18 protein-coding genes and 1 pseudogene are annotated in these 16967 nt (G+C 55.8%); 3 read left to right on the plus strand and 16 right to left on the minus strand.

What is annotated here, in order from left to right:
* Positions 1-3: 3 nt before the first annotated feature.
* The 14 genes and pseudogenes from fliP to PS2015_RS08445 all read right to left on the minus strand — a co-directional run bounded on the left by fliP (position 4) and on the right by PS2015_RS08445 (position 13595).
* A complete protein-coding gene (gene fliP, locus PS2015_RS08380) occupies positions 4-807 on the minus strand; it encodes a flagellar type III secretion system pore protein FliP (protein WP_058021775.1) in 804 nt (267 codons plus the stop codon).
* A complete protein-coding gene (fliO, locus tag PS2015_RS08385) occupies positions 807-1127 on the minus strand; it encodes a flagellar biosynthetic protein FliO (RefSeq protein WP_058021776.1) in 321 nt (106 codons plus the stop codon). The genes fliP and fliO overlap by 1 nt, the downstream gene beginning before the upstream one ends.
* Positions 1124-1510, minus strand: coding sequence for a flagellar motor switch protein FliN (gene fliN, locus PS2015_RS08390; RefSeq protein WP_058021777.1), 387 nt, complete (start codon positions 1508-1510; stop codon positions 1124-1126). The genes fliO and fliN overlap by 4 nt, the downstream gene beginning before the upstream one ends.
* Complete coding sequence (fliM, locus tag PS2015_RS08395; protein ID WP_058021778.1) at positions 1503-2471, minus strand: flagellar motor switch protein FliM; 969 nt, start codon at positions 2469-2471, stop codon at positions 1503-1505. Before fliM ends, fliN begins: the two co-directional genes overlap by 8 nt.
* A gap of 18 nt (positions 2472-2489) precedes the next feature.
* Positions 2490-2984, minus strand: a complete 495-nt coding sequence (locus tag PS2015_RS08400; protein WP_058021779.1) for a flagellar basal body-associated FliL family protein — start codon at positions 2982-2984, stop codon at positions 2490-2492.
* Positions 2985-3152: 168 nt separating this feature from the next.
* On the minus strand, positions 3153-4883 hold the full coding sequence (locus tag PS2015_RS08405) for a flagellar hook-length control protein FliK (RefSeq protein ID WP_058021780.1): 1731 nt from the start codon (positions 4881-4883) through the stop codon (positions 3153-3155).
* A gap of 86 nt (positions 4884-4969) precedes the next feature.
* Positions 4970-5419: a flagellar export protein FliJ gene (fliJ, locus tag PS2015_RS08410; protein ID WP_058021781.1), complete on the minus strand. Its 450-nt coding sequence runs from the start codon at positions 5417-5419 to the stop codon at positions 4970-4972.
* A 128-nt stretch (positions 5420-5547) separates the two neighbouring features.
* Positions 5548-6885 (minus strand): annotated as a pseudogene (gene fliI, locus PS2015_RS08415) (flagellar protein export ATPase FliI); the annotation flags it as partial.
* A complete protein-coding gene (locus tag PS2015_RS08420; protein WP_058021782.1) occupies positions 6882-7877 on the minus strand; it encodes a flagellar assembly protein FliH in 996 nt (331 codons plus the stop codon). The gene PS2015_RS08420 and the pseudogene fliI, both read right to left, overlap by 4 nt.
* A 1-nt stretch (position 7878) precedes the next feature.
* Positions 7879-8874, minus strand: coding sequence for a flagellar motor switch protein FliG (gene fliG, locus PS2015_RS08425; RefSeq protein ID WP_058021783.1), 996 nt, complete (start codon positions 8872-8874; stop codon positions 7879-7881).
* A complete protein-coding gene (gene fliF, locus PS2015_RS08430; protein WP_058021784.1) occupies positions 8867-10570 on the minus strand; it encodes a flagellar basal-body MS-ring/collar protein FliF in 1704 nt (567 codons plus the stop codon). The genes fliG and fliF overlap by 8 nt, the downstream gene beginning before the upstream one ends.
* A gap of 45 nt (positions 10571-10615) precedes the next feature.
* Positions 10616-10984 carry a flagellar hook-basal body complex protein FliE gene (gene fliE / locus PS2015_RS08435; RefSeq protein ID WP_058021785.1) on the minus strand — a complete coding sequence of 123 codons (369 nt, stop codon included), beginning with the start codon at positions 10982-10984 and terminating at the stop codon, positions 10616-10618.
* A 5-nt stretch (positions 10985-10989) separates the two neighbouring features.
* Entirely contained in the window at positions 10990-12390 is a 1401-nt protein-coding gene (locus PS2015_RS08440) for a sigma-54-dependent transcriptional regulator (RefSeq protein WP_058021786.1), read from the minus strand.
* Positions 12390-13595, minus strand: coding sequence for a sensor histidine kinase (locus PS2015_RS08445; RefSeq protein WP_058021787.1), 1206 nt, complete (start codon positions 13593-13595; stop codon positions 12390-12392). The genes PS2015_RS08440 and PS2015_RS08445 overlap by 1 nt, the downstream gene beginning before the upstream one ends.
* A gap of 703 nt (positions 13596-14298) precedes the next feature.
* Here PS2015_RS08445 and PS2015_RS08450 point away from each other — a divergent pair.
* The 3 genes from PS2015_RS08450 (at position 14299) to PS2015_RS08460 (ending at position 15346) form a co-directional block, all read left to right on the plus strand.
* Entirely contained in the window at positions 14299-14664 is a 366-nt protein-coding gene (locus PS2015_RS08450; protein ID WP_058021788.1) for a hypothetical protein, read from the plus strand.
* A 97-nt stretch (positions 14665-14761) separates the two neighbouring features.
* On the plus strand, positions 14762-15016 hold the full coding sequence (locus tag PS2015_RS08455) for an AbrB/MazE/SpoVT family DNA-binding domain-containing protein (RefSeq protein ID WP_058023224.1): 255 nt from the start codon (positions 14762-14764) through the stop codon (positions 15014-15016).
* Positions 15017-15346: a type II toxin-antitoxin system PemK/MazF family toxin gene (locus tag PS2015_RS08460; RefSeq protein ID WP_058021789.1), complete on the plus strand. Its 330-nt coding sequence runs from the start codon at positions 15017-15019 to the stop codon at positions 15344-15346.
* Between the two features lie 21 nt (positions 15347-15367).
* On the opposite strand, the gene PS2015_RS08465 is transcribed toward PS2015_RS08460, so the two are convergent.
* Positions 15368-16084 carry a GAP family protein gene (locus PS2015_RS08465; protein ID WP_058021790.1) on the minus strand — a complete coding sequence of 239 codons (717 nt, stop codon included), beginning with the start codon at positions 16082-16084 and terminating at the stop codon, positions 15368-15370.
* A gap of 303 nt (positions 16085-16387) precedes the next feature.
* Positions 16388-16957: a dCTP deaminase gene (gene dcd, locus PS2015_RS08470; RefSeq protein WP_058021791.1), complete on the minus strand. Its 570-nt coding sequence runs from the start codon at positions 16955-16957 to the stop codon at positions 16388-16390.
* Positions 16958-16967: the final 10 nt, after the last annotated feature.

Genomic DNA, 16967 nt, shown 5'->3' on the forward strand with positions numbered 1-16967 from the left:
TGTCTACACTCCAAAACTCATCGCCAATGTGCCAATCACCATCGCCCAGCCATCCACGAGCACGAACAACATGATCTTGAACGGCAGTGAAATGATGATTGGCGACAGCATCATCATACCCATGGCCATCAACACACTGGCTACTACCAGGTCAATGACCAGAAACGGAATAAACAGCATAAAACCAATCTGAAAAGCCGTTTTAAGCTCGCTGGTCACAAAGGCGGGAATCAGTACCGTCATGGGCACATCATCAATACCGGCGAGATCTGTGTTGTCGGAAAGCTCCAGAAACAACTGCAGATCCGATTCGCGGGTCTGTGCCGCCATGAAGGCACGGAATGGAATCTCCGCCTGCGCCAGGGCCTGGTCGGCATTCAATTCCTCATTTATGTAAGGCTGCAGGGCATTCTGATTCACCTGTTGAAAAACCGGTGTCATGATAAAAATCGACAGGAACAGTGCCAGACCTAACAGAATCTGATTGGATGGTGTGGACTGCAGACCCAGGGCCTGCCTGAGAATCGCAAACACCACAATAATACGGGTAAAAGACGTCATCATCATGGCCAGTGCAGGCAGCAGGGTCAGCGCCGTCATGATGAAGAGAATCTGCAGCGTGACAGAATATTGCTGCGTGCCGTCGTCGCCGGTGGTCACAGCCAGGGCCGGGATGCCGTTCAGGAAGTTATCCTGCACGGCCGTGGTTTCAGCCTGTTCATCTGCGGTGCTGAGCACGTCCTGGGCCAGTGTGTGGGGGCTGGCCAGGAGGGTCAGCAGCAGAATGATGGGGAGGATCAGGCGCATTATTTGATGCTCTGGGGACGGAGGCGGTCTCCGTCCCTGGGGACGGAGACCGCCTCCGTCCCCAGCGCCCCCAGGTCACCCAAATAATTAACAGACCCAGGCGCCACGCCCAGCAGCATCTGCCGCTCGCCAACCTGTACAATCACTACCCGCTCGCGGCTGCCCACCGGCAATGCGCCAACCACTTTCATGTTGTGTCCTGTCATCGGTTTGAAAGCCGAGAACCGCCGCGCTGCCCAGGCCAGCGCCAGAATCAGGCCGACAATCACACCCAGCCACAACAGTGTTTCTGCAACCGCAGCGGTTCCGCTCTCACTCATCGCAGTTTTTTGATCCTTTCCGACGGGCTGATAACATCGGTCATACGAATGCCAAATTTGTCGTTAACAACCACCACCTCGCCATGGGCAATGAGTGTTCCGTTCACCAACACATCCAGCGGCTCACCAGCCAGACGGTCCAGTTCAATCACCGATCCCTGATTCAATTGCAGCAGATTACGGATGGTAATCGCCGTGCTGCCCACTTCCATGGAAATACGTACCGGAATATCCAGAATCACATCCAGATCCGGCGATCCCGGTTTCTGCGACGCAGACGCCGGCGCAGGCTCGGCCGATGCATCTTTTTCCTCTTCCATGGCAGCAGCCCATTCGTCGGCCATTGACTGTTCGTCTTTGCTCATCTCTGTCTCCTCAGTCATCGGTTTCCCGGTGAATTCCTTCAACTCTTAGCGCCAGATTACCGTTTGACATCGCCAGGCGGGTATCAAACAGGGGCACACCATTGGCTTTAAGTACCACCGTTTCCGGCATTTCAACGGGTATGATGTCGCCTTCCTCAAGATCAACAACATCTCGCAACGTGATCATGCGCTCAAATACATCACAGGAAAAATCTACAGTCGCATGTTTGATCTGCTCTTTCAGCGCCTTGCCCCAGCGCTCATCATGTTCATCCACATCACTCTGCATGCCAGCGTCCAGCAGCTCACGGATCGGCTCGATCATGGAGTAAGGTTGCGTGATGTGGATATCGCCACCGCCACCGTCCAGTTCAATGTGGAAACTGCTGACCACTACCACCTCGCTGGGACTGACTATGTTGGCCATGGAGGGATTGACTTCGGATCGAATAAGGTCAAACTCCAGTTTATAAACATTGCGCCAGGCCTCTCCCAGATCTTCAAAAACCTGGTTCAGTACCATCTGCACAACACGCTGTTCAGTGGGTGTGAACTCACGACCTTCAATTTTGGCGTGACGCCCATCTCCACCAAAATAATTGTCCACCAGTTTAAAGACCAGTTTGGCGTCAAGCACCACCAGTGCGGTTCCACGCAACGGACGAAACTTGACAAGATTGAGACTGGTTGGCACGTAGAGAGTATGCAGGTACTCACCGAATTTAGTGATCTGCACACCCCCAATCGATACGTCGGCTGACCGGCGTAACAGATTAAACAGACTGATGCGGGTGTGGCGAGCAAAACGTTCGTTAATCATCTCGAGCGTGGGCATACGGCCACGCACAATCCTGTCCTGACTGGTCAGGTCATAGGAGCGCACCACGCCGGGATCTTCGTCTTCCCCGTCGATCAGATCGTTTTCATCCACGCCATGTAACAGCGCGTCAATTTCGTCTTGTGATAACAGATCCTGCATCAGCGCTTCCCCACTGAGCTATTGCATGACAAAGCTGGTAAACAATACTTCTTCGATGCCAGGCCGGCCGATCTCGCGCTCCAGTACCTGGTTCACCTCTTCTGTGGCCAACTGACGAAGGTTTTCAATACCAGCCGGGTTTTCAAATACCAGCACCAACTGAGCACTGAAAAGGTTGTTCAACGCATGACGAACCACTGGCATATGTTGGCTGATAGCAGCCAGCGCCTGCGCATCCCGGGACATCACGGAAATATCGGCCTGCATAAAACGCTGCCGACCCTGATGGGGAAAATTAACGACAAAGGCGGGGGATAGCTGCAAGTATTGTGCTGGCTGTTGTACCGGGGCGGCAGGCTCACTGCTGGCTGCCTGACCTGCATCATTACCTGACATCAGGAAAAACCAGGCACCGGCACCGCCGCCGCCCAACACCAAAAGCGCGATCGCAATGATGAACACCAGCTTCATCGAACCGCCATTTTTCGACCCTGTAGAATTATCGTCTGCCATAACTGCCTCATTCAGAACTGCAAAGTATAAGCAAAGCCTGTGCCATGCTTAAAACAAGCCAATAACTTATTTCAATTCAATTATATAGGCTTATCGCAGACGTGTCGGCAGAAGAATTGCGTCAGTTTATCGACGCATCTCACGACTCAACAGACAAGGCTTTGACGCTCAGGCATAGAAGTCAATTAAATGACTGGAATGACGCACGGGCGTTTCACCCGCTAAAATTTCTTCATCATTAGCATCCGTCAACCGCTCCCCGCTCCCGCCACGACGGTCGTCACCCTGACTGCCGCCTTGTTGCGCCGACTGGTCTGACACCGAGACATCCACCAGATTCAGACCTTCCTGACGGAACTGTTCCTGCAGACGCGGAATCTGTAACTCCAGCGCATCGCGCACCATGGCATGCTGGCTGACAAAGTTGACGGTCGCCGCCTGATCGATCAGCTTCACCTTGATTGTCAGAGTGCCCAGTTCCGGAGGGTCCAGGCGAATCTGCGCGCTGTTGACACCGTTGGCGGTCATCATCATCAACTGCCTGCTGACATTCTCGCCCCATTGCGTTTGACCGAAGCTGCCCATCTGCAGGTTATCGCTGACAGCACGGTTAGCTGGCGACAGTGGCTGACTGGCAACTGTGGCTTCCCGTGCCTGGGCCGCCAACTGACGTCGCTGGTCGGCACCATATAATTCCTGGGCCAGCTCGCCGGCGGTCGGCACCGCGGTGCTCAACAAGGCTGCACCATCCTGCCGAGAGACCGCTGCATCCGGGATTCGACCGGAATCCATGGCAGCGCTCTGCAGGGCTGCATCAATAGCGACGGCCAGCGGTCGACGATCAGCCGGCATGACAGAGTCAGTTACTATCAGCGCATCGCCTGTTGCGGGGCGCGCTCGCGCAAGCTCCCCGGGCATCGCTGACTTTGATTCCGCCACCAGCATAACTGATGAGTCTGAACCTGATTCACCGGGTTTCGATTCAGCCGATGGCTTCGCAATTATGTTCGGGACGACCGTTGTCGGCGTCGTATTCTGCTCAACAACGGCAGGCTTGATGGCTGTCGGTGAAACAGCAGCGGCGGCGAGCTCATTCAGTCCGGACGTCTTATTTTGACTATGAGGCAGAGCCTGATCTTGAGTCTCTCGCTTTATCTGAATCTGCACTGGCTCCAGCCCCGTCACAACAGCCCGATTGTCTGCCTCAATTGTTCCGTGAGTCATGGGTTGCGACATAAGCTGCCCGCCAGGCGTTGTTGACCGTTCAGAACCAGTCACTGCCAGTGTCACAGGCTGGGACCAATTTGAGAGCTGCGCCGGTTCATCCGTCACAGCAATGCCCGGTACAAGGTCAGCCAATGCCTGATTGACACTATAAGATTGCTTCTCCGGCTGAGCACCATCCTGCAATACCTGACTTTGTAAGGCAGCCAGGGCACTGAGCAACACCTGGGGCAAATTTTGTTCACCCGGCGGCAAGACACTGCCGCCTTCATCGCTCATCGGACGCTGAGACTGAGACGTCGGCAGAATCTGCTCAGAAAATTTCAGCAGTTCATCGACCGTCCACTGCACAGGATTTCCGGACTCAACACTGCCGGATAAATCCAGAGTGGCAGTCGGTTGCAGGGGCTGCTCAGGCGGCAACAGAGCCTGCAGATTATGCACAAAATCAGCCGCAAAGCTATCGCTCTGCTGCTCAGTCATACCAGATAAAAGCTGATTTATCAAAGATCTGGGGTCAGACTGAGCATTATCCCCATCACCTGATGGAGCATCCAGCCATGACTGCACAGCCGCCACATCAACCACCGGCAGCACGGCGTGACCGGCACCTTCCGGACGGCCCGATTGCTGGGTGGAACTCAGTGACAAAAGCAGATCGGCGGGTAGCAGCATGACTAACTCCTCAGCAAGGCGCAAAGTTGTATAACTCAGACAATTAACAAGAACCAAACAAGAACTGTGCCAGCTTGCTGAAGGCTTTAATTCCAGGCTTTTTTTGCACCCGCGCCCCGGCGGGCATATTCGTCATGGTTCCGCTGTTCGACTCGCGCTTGCTGCCGGTCAGCTTCCTGCTGCAGACGTTGCAGCATTTTTTCCAGACTCTTGAAGCGGATATCGAGCTGCTGCCACTGCAGGCGAAATTGCTCGGCCTCCTGCTCACGGGTGGCGATAACCGTTTTCTGATGAGCGATGGCGCGGTCCAGTTGACCCTGAAAACCATCATAAAGACGCAGTCGGTCCACAGTCATGCCCTGCCGCCCGGCATCGAGCAGTCGGCGACGGTAGTCGTCCTGATACTCAGCCAGCTGCTGCAATTTCTGTTCTTCCTGCTGTACCAGTTGCTGCGCCTGGGACAGCAGGCGTCCGGCCTTGTCAGCCTCCAGCTCGGCAATGCGCAAGACCGGCTGCATGCGCTTGACGCGGTTCATGCGCTTCGCCCGTCAGCCTGCTGTGCGCCTGTCTCACGTGCGCTACCACCCAGGGTACGGGCTTCACCAGCGTGCAGTGCCGTGACATTGCTGGCCGCCGTCTGGCCATTCTGCAGTCGTCGTTGTGGTGGCGTGATAGCCTTGCTCAGACGCTCTACAGCCTCCGGCAAAGCGACATTTTCCGTCAGCCCCTGTTGCAGGAACTGACGCAAGTGCGGCATCCGCTCTATGGCAAAGTCAATGTCTCGGTCCGCACCCATGGTGTAGGCACCCACACTGATCAGATCACGATTCTGCTGATAACGAGAGTAAACCCGCTTGAATAATTGAGCCTTGGCCAGGTGCTCAGGGGACACCACAGCTGGCATCACCCGGCTAATGGAGGCTTCCACATCAATGGCCGGATAGTGGCCCTGTTCGGCCAGGGTGCGAGACAGCACGATATGGCCGTCCAGAATCGCACGGGATGAATCGGCAATGGGGTCCTGCTGGTCATCGCCTTCGGTGAGGACAGTATAAAATGCCGTGATGGTTCCTTCGCCATTATCAGCGTTACCGGCACGCTCCACCAATTGCGGTATGCGTGCAAACACGGAGGGCGGATACCCTTTGGTGGCCGGCGGCTCGCCTATCGCCAGGGCAATTTCACGCTGTGCCATGGCGTAGCGCGTTAATGAATCCATCAACAACAGCACATCTTTGCCCTGATCACGAAAACCTTCGGCGATGCGTGTGGTCACCGTTGCCGCCCGCAAACGCATGAGCGGCGAATCATCGGCGGGCGAGGCCACCACCACAGAGCGACGCAGCCCTTCTTCACCCAGAATTTCGTCAATAAACTCCTTGACCTCTCTGCCACGTTCACCAATCAGTCCTACAACAATCACATCGGCTTCGGTAAAGCGGGTCATCATGCCCAGCAGAACAGACTTACCCACGCCGGAGCCGGCAAACAGACCGATACGCTGACCACGACCGACCGTCAGCAAACCATTGATGGCCGCTATGCCGACGTCCAGGGTCTGCTTGATGGGCTGGCGTTTCAGAGGATTGATGCTGCGCTCCGACTCTGCGGGGCGACAGGCGGTGGTATCCAGCGCGCCGCGCCCGTCAATCGGTTCACCAAAACCGTTAAGCACGCGGCCCAGCAGTCCATCGCCCACCCACAATGTCTGAGCCTGGGTGGCAGGTATCACACGAGCGCCGGGCTGTAACCCTTCAACGCTGTAAAGCGGCATCAAAAAAATTCGGGGGCCGTCGAAACCCACCACTTCCGCCTCTATCTCACCGCCATTACTGTGACCGACCAGACAACGCTGACCCAGCGAAACATTGCAACCCACGGCTTCCAGTGTCATGCCCACCACGCGCGTCAGGCGTCCGACGATGACCGGCTCAATATCAAGTTCAGCTTGCGGATGATAGGCCCGCAAGCGTTGCGCAAGGCTCTGCCGCTGAAACATCAGACCGGCTCCTGCGGATCACTGCCGGGCTGCTGACCAGCCAGAGATTCAGCTTCTTCTGCCAGGCCGCGTCGCGGCGAATGCCCGGCCGCCTCCTTGATAGCTTTTACCACCGGCTCGGGGGCCTCTTCGAACGACTCGCCCGGCGGCAACCCTTGATGGCGCAGATCACCTTCCTCGGCAAACTGTTTGCTGACTATCTGTTCAATCGCCTGGCGAAAACGCGCACCGGTCGTAAAGTCCACCGCGCTGTGATCAGTTTCGACCCGACAGCCACCGCGTTCAATTTGCGGTGTGCCAATGACCCGCCAATTCTCGCCGCCTTCTTCAGCGGCGCGCATCACCAGTTCCTTATCGGCAGTGTTCACCAGAATTCGGACATTGTCACGGGTCGGCGGCAGAGTGTTAAGCGCCTGCTGCACAATTTTCATGATGTGGCGGCTGTCTATGCTCAGTTCGCGCGCCACCACCTGCCGCGCCACCTCACGCACCAGACCCAGCAGCGCCAGTTCTAATTGATAGTCCTGGTCATTCACTGCATGTGTCAGGTGCGTCATGACACTATTCAAGACATTCAGTTGCTGGCGTACCGTTTGCTGGGCATTAGCGAGACCGGCTTCTTCGCCCATCTGCAGACCCGCCTGTCGGCCTTCTTCAAACCCGGCATCATAGCCGAGTTTCTGTCCCTGTTCGCGGCCCTCTGCCAGACCTTTTTGCAGTCCCTCTTTGCGACCGGCCAGCAGTCCCTGTTCATAGCCTTCGTCGTACGAAGCGCCAAAATCTGCTGGCTGCCGGGCAGGACTGTCGTCTGCACCTGCATGACTGGCAGAAGCACTCTGACTGACCGCCTGACGAAACTGAGACTCTTCACGGGGTTCGGCGTGAATCAATTTGCCACCCTTGTCAATCGTGGGCGGCAGCCAGCGACGCAATGGCTGCGCTTCCGCCTGCTTCTGTGATACCCGATTCACCCCATCAAAGACGTGTCGCTGCATATCAGATCATTGCCTCGCTGCCACCACCAAGCTGAATTTCGCCGGCGTCGGCCATGCGCCGCGCCACCACCAATATTTCTTTCTGAGCGGCTTCCACTTCAACGATACGCACCGGCCCTTTGGCTTCCAGGTCATCGCGCAGCAATTCCGCCGCACGCTTGGACATATTGTTGAAGAATTTTTCTTTAAGAAAGTCATCTGCTCCTTTCAATGCAAGAATCAGCACTTCAGAAGACACTTCACGCAGCAGGGATTGAATGCCACGATCATCCACATCTCGCATATTGTCAAAGACAAACATCAGATCCTGAATCTGATTACCCAGATCTTCATCAACGCCTTTAATGGCTTCCATCAGTTCCTGCTCAACCGCACCATCCAGATTGTTCATGATCTCGGCGGCGGTTTTTGTGCCACCAATCACGGTTGAGGGATTGGACCCCTTGCCCGAGAATTGTTTTTCCAGAATGTGATTGAGTTCTTTCAACGCTTCCGGCTGAACACTTTCCAGTGAGGCAATGCGCATCATGATTTCAAGGCGCACTTTCTCAGGAAACTGAGCCAGAATATTGGCAGACTGATCAGCATCCAGATAACTCAGCACGACAGCCTGTATCTGTGGGTGTTCCAGACGAATCACATCCGCCACCGAGCGCGGATCCATCCATTTCAGACTGTTGATACCGGAGCCGGAACTGCCCAGCAGAATCCTGTCCAGAAAACCTCGGGCTCGATCTTCACCCAGCGCTTCGGTGAGCATATTACGGATGTAGTTTTCAGCGCCAATGCCCAGGCCGCTCTGTGCACCACATTCATTCAGAAATTCGTTAAGCACGCCCGAGACCGTATCTTGTGACACGGACTTGAGGGTAGACATGGCCGCCCCCACGCGCTGCACTTCCTTTGGCCCCATCTGTTTAAGCACTTCGGCGGCATCTTTCTCGCCCATGCTCATCAGCAGAATCGCGGCTCGCTCAAGAGAATTCATATCAGCCATCGTTAGAAATCCAGTTTTTTACCACCTGCGCCACGCGGGCAGGATCCTGTGCAACCAGACCCTTAATGGCACTGAGTTGCCGTTCATAACTGTCACCGGGGCTGCCCAGCAGCAAATCATCACCACCGCTCAGCGTGACTTTTTCTGCTGCACCATTGCTGTCCGGACGCACGTCAGTATAGCGCACATCCCCACCCCCCGAGCTGCTGCCCCCAACCGGTGCCACGGCACGACTACCAGAGCCCACTGACGTGAGGCGACGAATTGTGGGCATCAACACGCCAAACACCAGAATCAACACAAATATGGCGGCTGCGACCTGCTTCAGCGCGCTGGCAAACCAGGGCTCCTGCCAGATCGGAAAGCTGTCGGCGGCGACCATCTCGGCCTGCGCAAATTGTTTGTTGATGACTGTCACGCTGTCGCCACGTTCCACATCAAAACCAACGGCATCACGCACCAGCGCGGTAATGCGATCCAGATCATCGGTCGTCCAGGGTGCCGCCGTTTCGCCCGCCGGTTCATCAATCACAACAGCAACGGACAATCGCTTGACACGAATAGGATCATAGCTGGTGTAGCTGATGGTGCGGTCCATTTCATAATTGCGGGTAGCCTGGGTGCGCGAATTGCCCGCCGCACCTGCTGTGTTCCCGCCAGCCGCCGCGTTAGCTGCCACTTCAGGAGCCACGCCCGCTGCCGGGGGCTGATTGCTGAGTGCACCGGGAATACCTGCTACGATGTCACCCGCGTTGCGCTGCTCATTCAGGGACTGTTCGCTGCGCAGTACGGTGCTGTCCGGATTATAAACTTCCGCCGCCTGCTCCATACGAGTGAAATCGATATCTGCCGCCACCTCGGCGGTAAAACGTCCAGCACCCAGCAGCGGCATCAGGATACGATTGATGCGACTGGATAACGTTTCTTCATAGCGGCGGACATACTCAAACTGTTCACCGGCAATAGCCAGCTCGCGGTTCTCGCCTCTTCGCGACAGCAGATTGCCGGACTGATCCACGACCGTCACACCTTCCGGCGCCATGTCCGGTACGCTGGAGGCCACCAGGTTGGCAATCGCCTGCACCTGCACATCAGTCAACTGACGGCCGCTGTTCAACGTCAAAAAGACCGATGCTGTGGGGACACGTGCCTCACGAACAAACACAGTGCGCTCCGGCGTGGCCAGATGCACCCGCGCGGCCTGTACGTGACGGAAACTGGCGATGGTGCGTGCCAGCTCACCCTCAAGGCTGCGCTTGTAACGGTTATTCTCCATGAACTGGCTGGTGCCCAGGCCCTGCTCCTGATCCATGAACTCGTAACCGTAGCCATTGTCACGGGAAATACCTGCTGCAGCGACTTGCAGACGAATCTCGTTAACCTGCGCCGCAGGCACCAATAACACACCGCTGCCGGGATCAATACGATAGGGCTGCGCCGTTGACTCCAGTACTTCGGCCAGCTCGGCCACATTAAAACCCTGCATACTGGGATACAGTGGCTGAAAATCTTCGCGTTGCGACCAAAGCACAACAGAGAAACCCAGGGCGATACTGGCTGCCAGCCCCAGTAACAAGCCACCCTGCCTGAGCAGATCCAGGCGATTGAATCCCGTCAGGAAATTGACACCGCCTCCGGCACCGGCGCCTCCGGACTTTGTCATTGCAGTTGAGCTATCAGCAGTATCAGCAGCCATTATTTACAGTCCTGTTTATACAATTCAGTATCAAAGTTGCTTTGCTCAGATCGGCATGTTCATGATGTCCTGATAAGCACTGACCAGGCGATTACGAACCTGGTTCATGGCCTCAAAGGAAACGCTGGCCTTTTGCATCTGAATCATGACCTGAGTGATATCTACACCAGGATCACCGCGTTCAAATGCGCGTTGCAGTTCACCGGATTTCTGCTGGGTGTCCGCGACGGAATCAACCGCCTGCTTCAACATCTCGCCAAAGCCGGGACCTTCACTGCGACCAACTGCCTGACCATTGTTAACGGCATTGCTCAGATCCGGCTTATTGGCTTCCGGAGTCTGGATCTGGCCGCGTATTTCGCGCATCTGCATCAGCAGTTGATTGATATCTGAACGATCTCCAATAGTATTCATATCAGTCAGCTCCCCAGGATTCCAAGATCACGCATACGCGCCAGTTTGTAACGCAAAGTGCGGGCACTGACACCCAGCACTTCCGCAGTTTCTTTGCGTCGTCCGCCCTGCTGCTTTAATGTTGACAGAATGATCTGAAACTCGCGCTGCTTCAGGTCATTGCCCAGTGCACTCAGATCAGCATCGCCTTCGTTCTGTTCAATCAGCCCAATCGACTCGGCGGGTACAGACGCGTTTGGCAGTGGTTGATGTTCCGGTGCCGCTGGCGCCTGTCCAGCGTCCATATTCAGCCCCAGGCAAGAGGCGGTGATTGCCGAGCCGTCCTGAATAATAAGCGCCCGTTGCAACACATTATCCAGCTCTCTTACGTTACCCGGCCAATCGTGTTGAGTCAGAGCCAGACGCGCTTCACTATCCAGCCTGACAGCAGTGCGCCCCATCCGGCTGGTATGTTGGTCCAGCAGCCGCTCTGCCAGCGGCACAATGTCCTGGCGGCGGCTGCGCAATGGATGCCAGGCCAGCGGAAATACACTCAGTCGGTAATAGAGGTCTTCGCGGAATTTGCCGTCGCGGACATGTTGACGCAGATCGCGGTTGGTGGTGGCAATGACCCGCACATCCAGTTTGATGGTTTTGCGACTGCCCAGACGTTCCACCTCGCGCTCTTGCAGAACCCGCAGAATTTTGGCTTGCAGGCCGATGTCCATTTCTGAAATCTCATCCAGCAAAATGGTGCCGCCATCGGCTTGTTCAAATTTGCCCGGGCTGCTTTGATAGGCGCCGGTGAATGAACCTTTTTCGTGACCAAACAAGGTCGCTTCCAGCATATTTTCGGGAATGGCTGCGCAGTTGATGGCAATAAACGGGCCGTCGGCGCGAGCGGACTGTCGGTGAATAAACTGTGCCAGCACTTCCTTGCCTGTCCCGCTCTCGCCGGAAATCAGCACCGTGGCATCCGATCTCGCCACCTTGCGGGCCAATGACAGCAACTGCTGACTGGCTGGCTCAACGGCTACCGGGTCGTTGCTGCCGTTCACCCGAGGTGCCAGGTACTTCTCAATAGTTGCCAGCAGATGCTCCGGTTTGAAGGGCTTCAGCAGATAGTCAACCGCACCTTCCCGCATGGCGCGCACTGAGCTGCCAACACTGCCAAAGGCGGTAATCAGTACAACCGGCATCACCGGGAACCGCGCGCGCACCTGCTGCAACAGTTCGTGACCGTCCATACCATCCATATTGATGTCTGATATCACCATGTCGACCGGTCTGTCTGCCAGAGCTTCCAGCGCCGCTTCGCCGGAATCCACAGCCATAACCCTGTAATCCGCGTATTCCAGCGTGTCACTCAGTGCTTCACGCAGCTCCGGATTATCTTCGACCACCAGAATGGATGCCTTGTCACTCATCAATTGTACTCCTTCGCAGAATTACCCAGGCACGGCAATACAAATCCAGCACGTACGCCGGTGCCTGTCTCACTGTCCAGATTTTCAATAAAAAATTGTCCGCCATGAGCGCGGGCGACCACCTGGGCGACTGCCAGACCAAGACCGGTACCCTGTGCGCGCGTGGTATAAAATGCCTCGGTTACCTGATCGATGACTGCCGGATCAATACCGGGGCCGTTATCCTGCACAAAAAAGCGCATCTGACCCGGCTGGCAGTTGTGATCAGCACGCACCGTCAGCTGCACAGCCGGGCCGGCATTCTGCTGGGCGTTTTCTATCAGATTCAGCAAAGCGCCCACCAGCGATTCAGTGTTGCACTCCAGCACACAGTCCGGTGCCAGATTCTGCCACTGACACTGAGTGCGATTGGCCTTCAGCAATACTTCAGCTGCGGTGCGGGTTTCCTCAAACAGCTGCGCCATGCTCAGACGGGCGTCCAGAACGGCTTCGCCACGAGCGAAAACCAGCATGTCGCGGACCTGTCGCTCCATATTGTGAAGACGTGACATCAGGCGCTCATGAGTACGCGTAAAACGCTCGGGTTCCTGCGCAGTGGCGTTGGTCAGGTTACCCGCATACAGCATGGCGGCAGCCAGCGGCGTGCGGATCTGGTGTGCCAGAGAGGAGACCATCTGACCCATTTCAGTCAGACGTTGATGACGACTCAGACGCTGCTGCAAGCGACGCGTCTCCGTTTGATCGGTGATCAGAATAATCTGCCCCGGTTCTTCTTCCAGAGAGCGGCTCAACAGACTCACACGCTTACCATTGGCAAGGGATATTTCATGGCCATCGTCACTGCGCGGCGCAAAACGCTGGCGGATGATATCGACCCACAACTCCCCTTCCAGCGGTGTGCCCAGCAGCTCTTTTGCCGCGGGGTTGCACTCAGCTATCTGACCGCGGGCATTCAAGACCAAAACCCCGCCCGGCAGCAGTTGCAACAGTTTGCTCAGACGATGCGCAATGCGCTCTTTTTCCGCCAGCTCCTGCAGACGTTGTGCGTTGGCCGCCTCCAGCTCTGCGGTCAGATCACGTACCCGCGTTTCCAGCGCATGATAGGTCTGTGTCAACTCACTGGAGAGTTTATTAAAGGCCTGAAACGCCAGCTCCAACGACTGCGCGCTGGGTTGTTCGACGACTCGTAAAGGGCTTGCTGCCATGCTTTTGTCCCGTTTTTGGCGGTTATTTGTTTCCGTGCATGAGGCAAGCAATGTCCGTGCCATCTAGGTGATATCTTATTTTTCAATAGCTTAGGTAGCGGCAGTGTTTTGCCGTCGACGGGTTTTTGACGCTGGGGACGGCTCACTGATCTGACTCTGGTGTTTAACGAGTATGCTGACCGCGCGGTGCGGCTGGGCAGGGACTCTGCCGGCCACATCCCTGACGGGAAATTCCGGCGCTGCAGAACTCGACTTCGACGCTGCGCGTCTCAGGACTCAGACAGGCTTCGCGCTTTTTCGGAATTTCCCGTCAGGGATAAACGTGGCCTGAATGGCAGTGTCCCTGCCCACCCGCACCGCGCTCACTTCGTAGTTGCCAAGCGTCAGAGCTCCGATCGTAAGGCGGGGCCCAAATAAAACCCGGCAGCGCCGGTTATTTTGTTCTATAAAACATATGCGCCCAATCATTTTTATTGGTCGGAGGATAGAAACTCAATTTCTCAGGATGAGGAGGTCAGTATGATTCAGGCTTTAGAGCCCAGACATTATAACCCGCAGGCATGGTGGGGAGAACTGTCATGTTTGCTGCGGGAGCCACAGGCATGGCAATGACAATGACCCAACAAGGTTCTTAAAAGCAAATGATGGGACGGAGGAAACTCCGTCCCGGATTCAGAATTTACTGTTACTCCGCTGAGGTTGCATGATCAAAATTGAACGGCCGCTTTTGTTGATCGGTAAGAATCGCCCCTCTTTCTTGTTTGAGTCACAGTTGTTGCTGTTCAGGCAATTAGCAGCCAGCTGCTTTGTCTTTCTTGGGTTTGCTGCCGTAATTCTTCTGTCGGCGGGGATATCATCTGTGGCAAGGAGTGCAGTTCTGATAGCGATGCTTTTTGCGACTTCCCTACCGGGCATTGTGCTTGAGTATTTTCTGGAGAGAAACGTCAAAGCCGGGCGCAAGGGCCCTTGCGCATATCAAACATGCAAACTCTACAGTACAGAAATATTGCAGTTTGGATTTGTCGCAATACTGGCTGCTTTTGTAATCGGGATTGCTGTGGGTTTTTAGGACCGCCCTTTGACAAGCGGCAACTTTGTTTAAACATTGTATAACTCAATGCAGATGATAATATACAAGGGGTATAAACTGGATGCTGGCAACTGACATGCAAACAAATATTCGCAAATGGGGCAACTCAGCGGGGACCATCATACCTGCACCGGTGCTGGCAGAGGCTGGACTGCGTGTGGGTGATGCAATACAAATCGAAGTCGTGGATGGAACGATTGTGATCCGGCAGGCTGCTCCTGTTTACCGACTGGAGGACCTTCTGGAAGCGACCCCGTCAGACAAGTTGGCACTCGACGACGAGGATAAGCAGTGGCTTCATGATGCTCCTGTGGGCAGGGAGTCCGATTAAATGGCTTATATCCCTGCGCGTGGCGACATTATATGGACAGACTTCGACCCGTCCGCCGGGCACGAGCAGGCACGACGGCGTCCTGCGATTGTGCTCTCTCCCGAGGTCTTCAACTGGCAGATCAAACTGGCACTGGTCGCCCCCATAACCAGTCGGATACGCGGACACGGTTTTGAGGTCCACCTGCAGGGAACCACGACGCAGGGTGCTGTGCTATGTCAGCAGGTCAAAACCATCGACTACGACTATCGCGGCGTTAAATTCATTGAGGCCGCTCCCACCGGCGTGTTAAACGAGGTGCTCGCCAAGGTACGCACCCTTGTAACATAGGGCTGGCAGGCAAAAGAGTCTTCAGATCAAGCGTCCAACTGCATCCTGAGCAATCAGAAAGCCGGCAATACCCAGTGTCCAGCCCAGAGCCGATTCGGCATTGCGGCAGATCCAGTCGTCAACCCCGACCAGAATGGGTTGAATGCGCTCGTGCATGATGCGGCGCATAACCAGCAGACACAAAGCCGGCATGATCATCACGAAACAATAGGACGCCATGACAATGAACATGGTCAACGCAGACATGTCGGCGGCCGTAATCATTGCAATAGCGCCCAGATACGGCAACATGGTCGCCAGCTCGGCGATACCTGCGAACAAAGCCAGTCCCATCAACACCCGCGGTGAAGTTGTCGCCTCATGCGCCCTGTCCTTCCAACGTTTTACGCGCTCTGCCGCCCCCGGCTTGCTACTGTCAAAGCGCCAGCTGATCGCAAACAGCCAGATGCCCACCAGCAACTGAGCCACGGTCAACGCCATTGCAAACACGCCTGGGGTTGCCTCGGTGTCGGCGGGCACATCCTCAGCCATGCTGCCCATCACCGCATCAGCCCCAAGTGCCAACACCAGCCCCACTACCAGGTAAAACCCGGCAATGGTGCCCAAATAAAGCAACATACGCGACAACCGAATCCGCCGATGGTCCAGCAGCAACCAGACCGGAATCAGCAAAGTCCCGATGCTGGTACTGTCAATCAGCGCCAGCCCCACCAGCGCCAGAATCAAAGCGATGCTCATAATCTCACCCTGCACCCGAGCCTGACACGGGGGACGGAGGCGGTCTACGTCCCCAGGGCAATGTCAGTGATTAAGCGTCTTGGTGGTGAACGCGATTACGGTCAATCAGGCCACGTTTATCCCTTGCGGGAAATTCCGATAAAGCGCGAAGCCTGTCTGAGTCCGGAGCGGCGCAGCTGCGACGTCGAGTTCTGCAGCGCCGGAATTTCCCGTAAGGGATGTAGCCGACCGTAATCGCGTTCACCACCAAGACGCGCTAACCAATCAATTAAGTGGGGACGTAGACCGCCTCCGTCCCCCGTGTCAGGCTCGGGGCGGAGTGACGCCGGTCTGACCCATGTACTTGCCGCCGCGCTGTTTGTAGGTAACCTCGCACTGCTCATCACCCTGATAGAACAGCATCTGCGCCACGCCTTCGTTGGCGTAGATCTTGGCCGGCAGCGGCGTGGTGTTGGAGAACTCCAGCGTGACATGCCCTTCCCATTCAGGCTCCAGCGGCGTCACATTCACAATAATGCCGCAGCGTGCATAAGTGGATTTGCCCAGGCAGATGGTCAGCACATCCGGCGGGATGCGGAAATACTCCACCGTGCGCGCCAGTGCGAAGGAATTGGGCGGGATGATGCAGTACGGCTCGTCGATGGAGACAAAACTGGTCTCATCGAAGTTCTTGGGATCAACTACATTGGTGGTATGCACATTGGTGAAGATCTTGAACTCCGAGGCGCAGCGCACATCATAGCCGTAGCTGGAGGTGCCATAAGAAATCACCTTGCCGCCATCCACATAGCGGATCTGACCCGGTTCAAACGGCTCAATCATGCCGTGCTCCTGGGCCATTTTACGAATCCATTTGTCTGACTTGATACTCATGGTGCGCGGA

This window comes from Pseudohongiella spirulinae (assembly GCF_001444425.1).
Lineage (GTDB): Bacteria > Pseudomonadota > Gammaproteobacteria > Pseudomonadales > Pseudohongiellaceae > Pseudohongiella > Pseudohongiella spirulinae.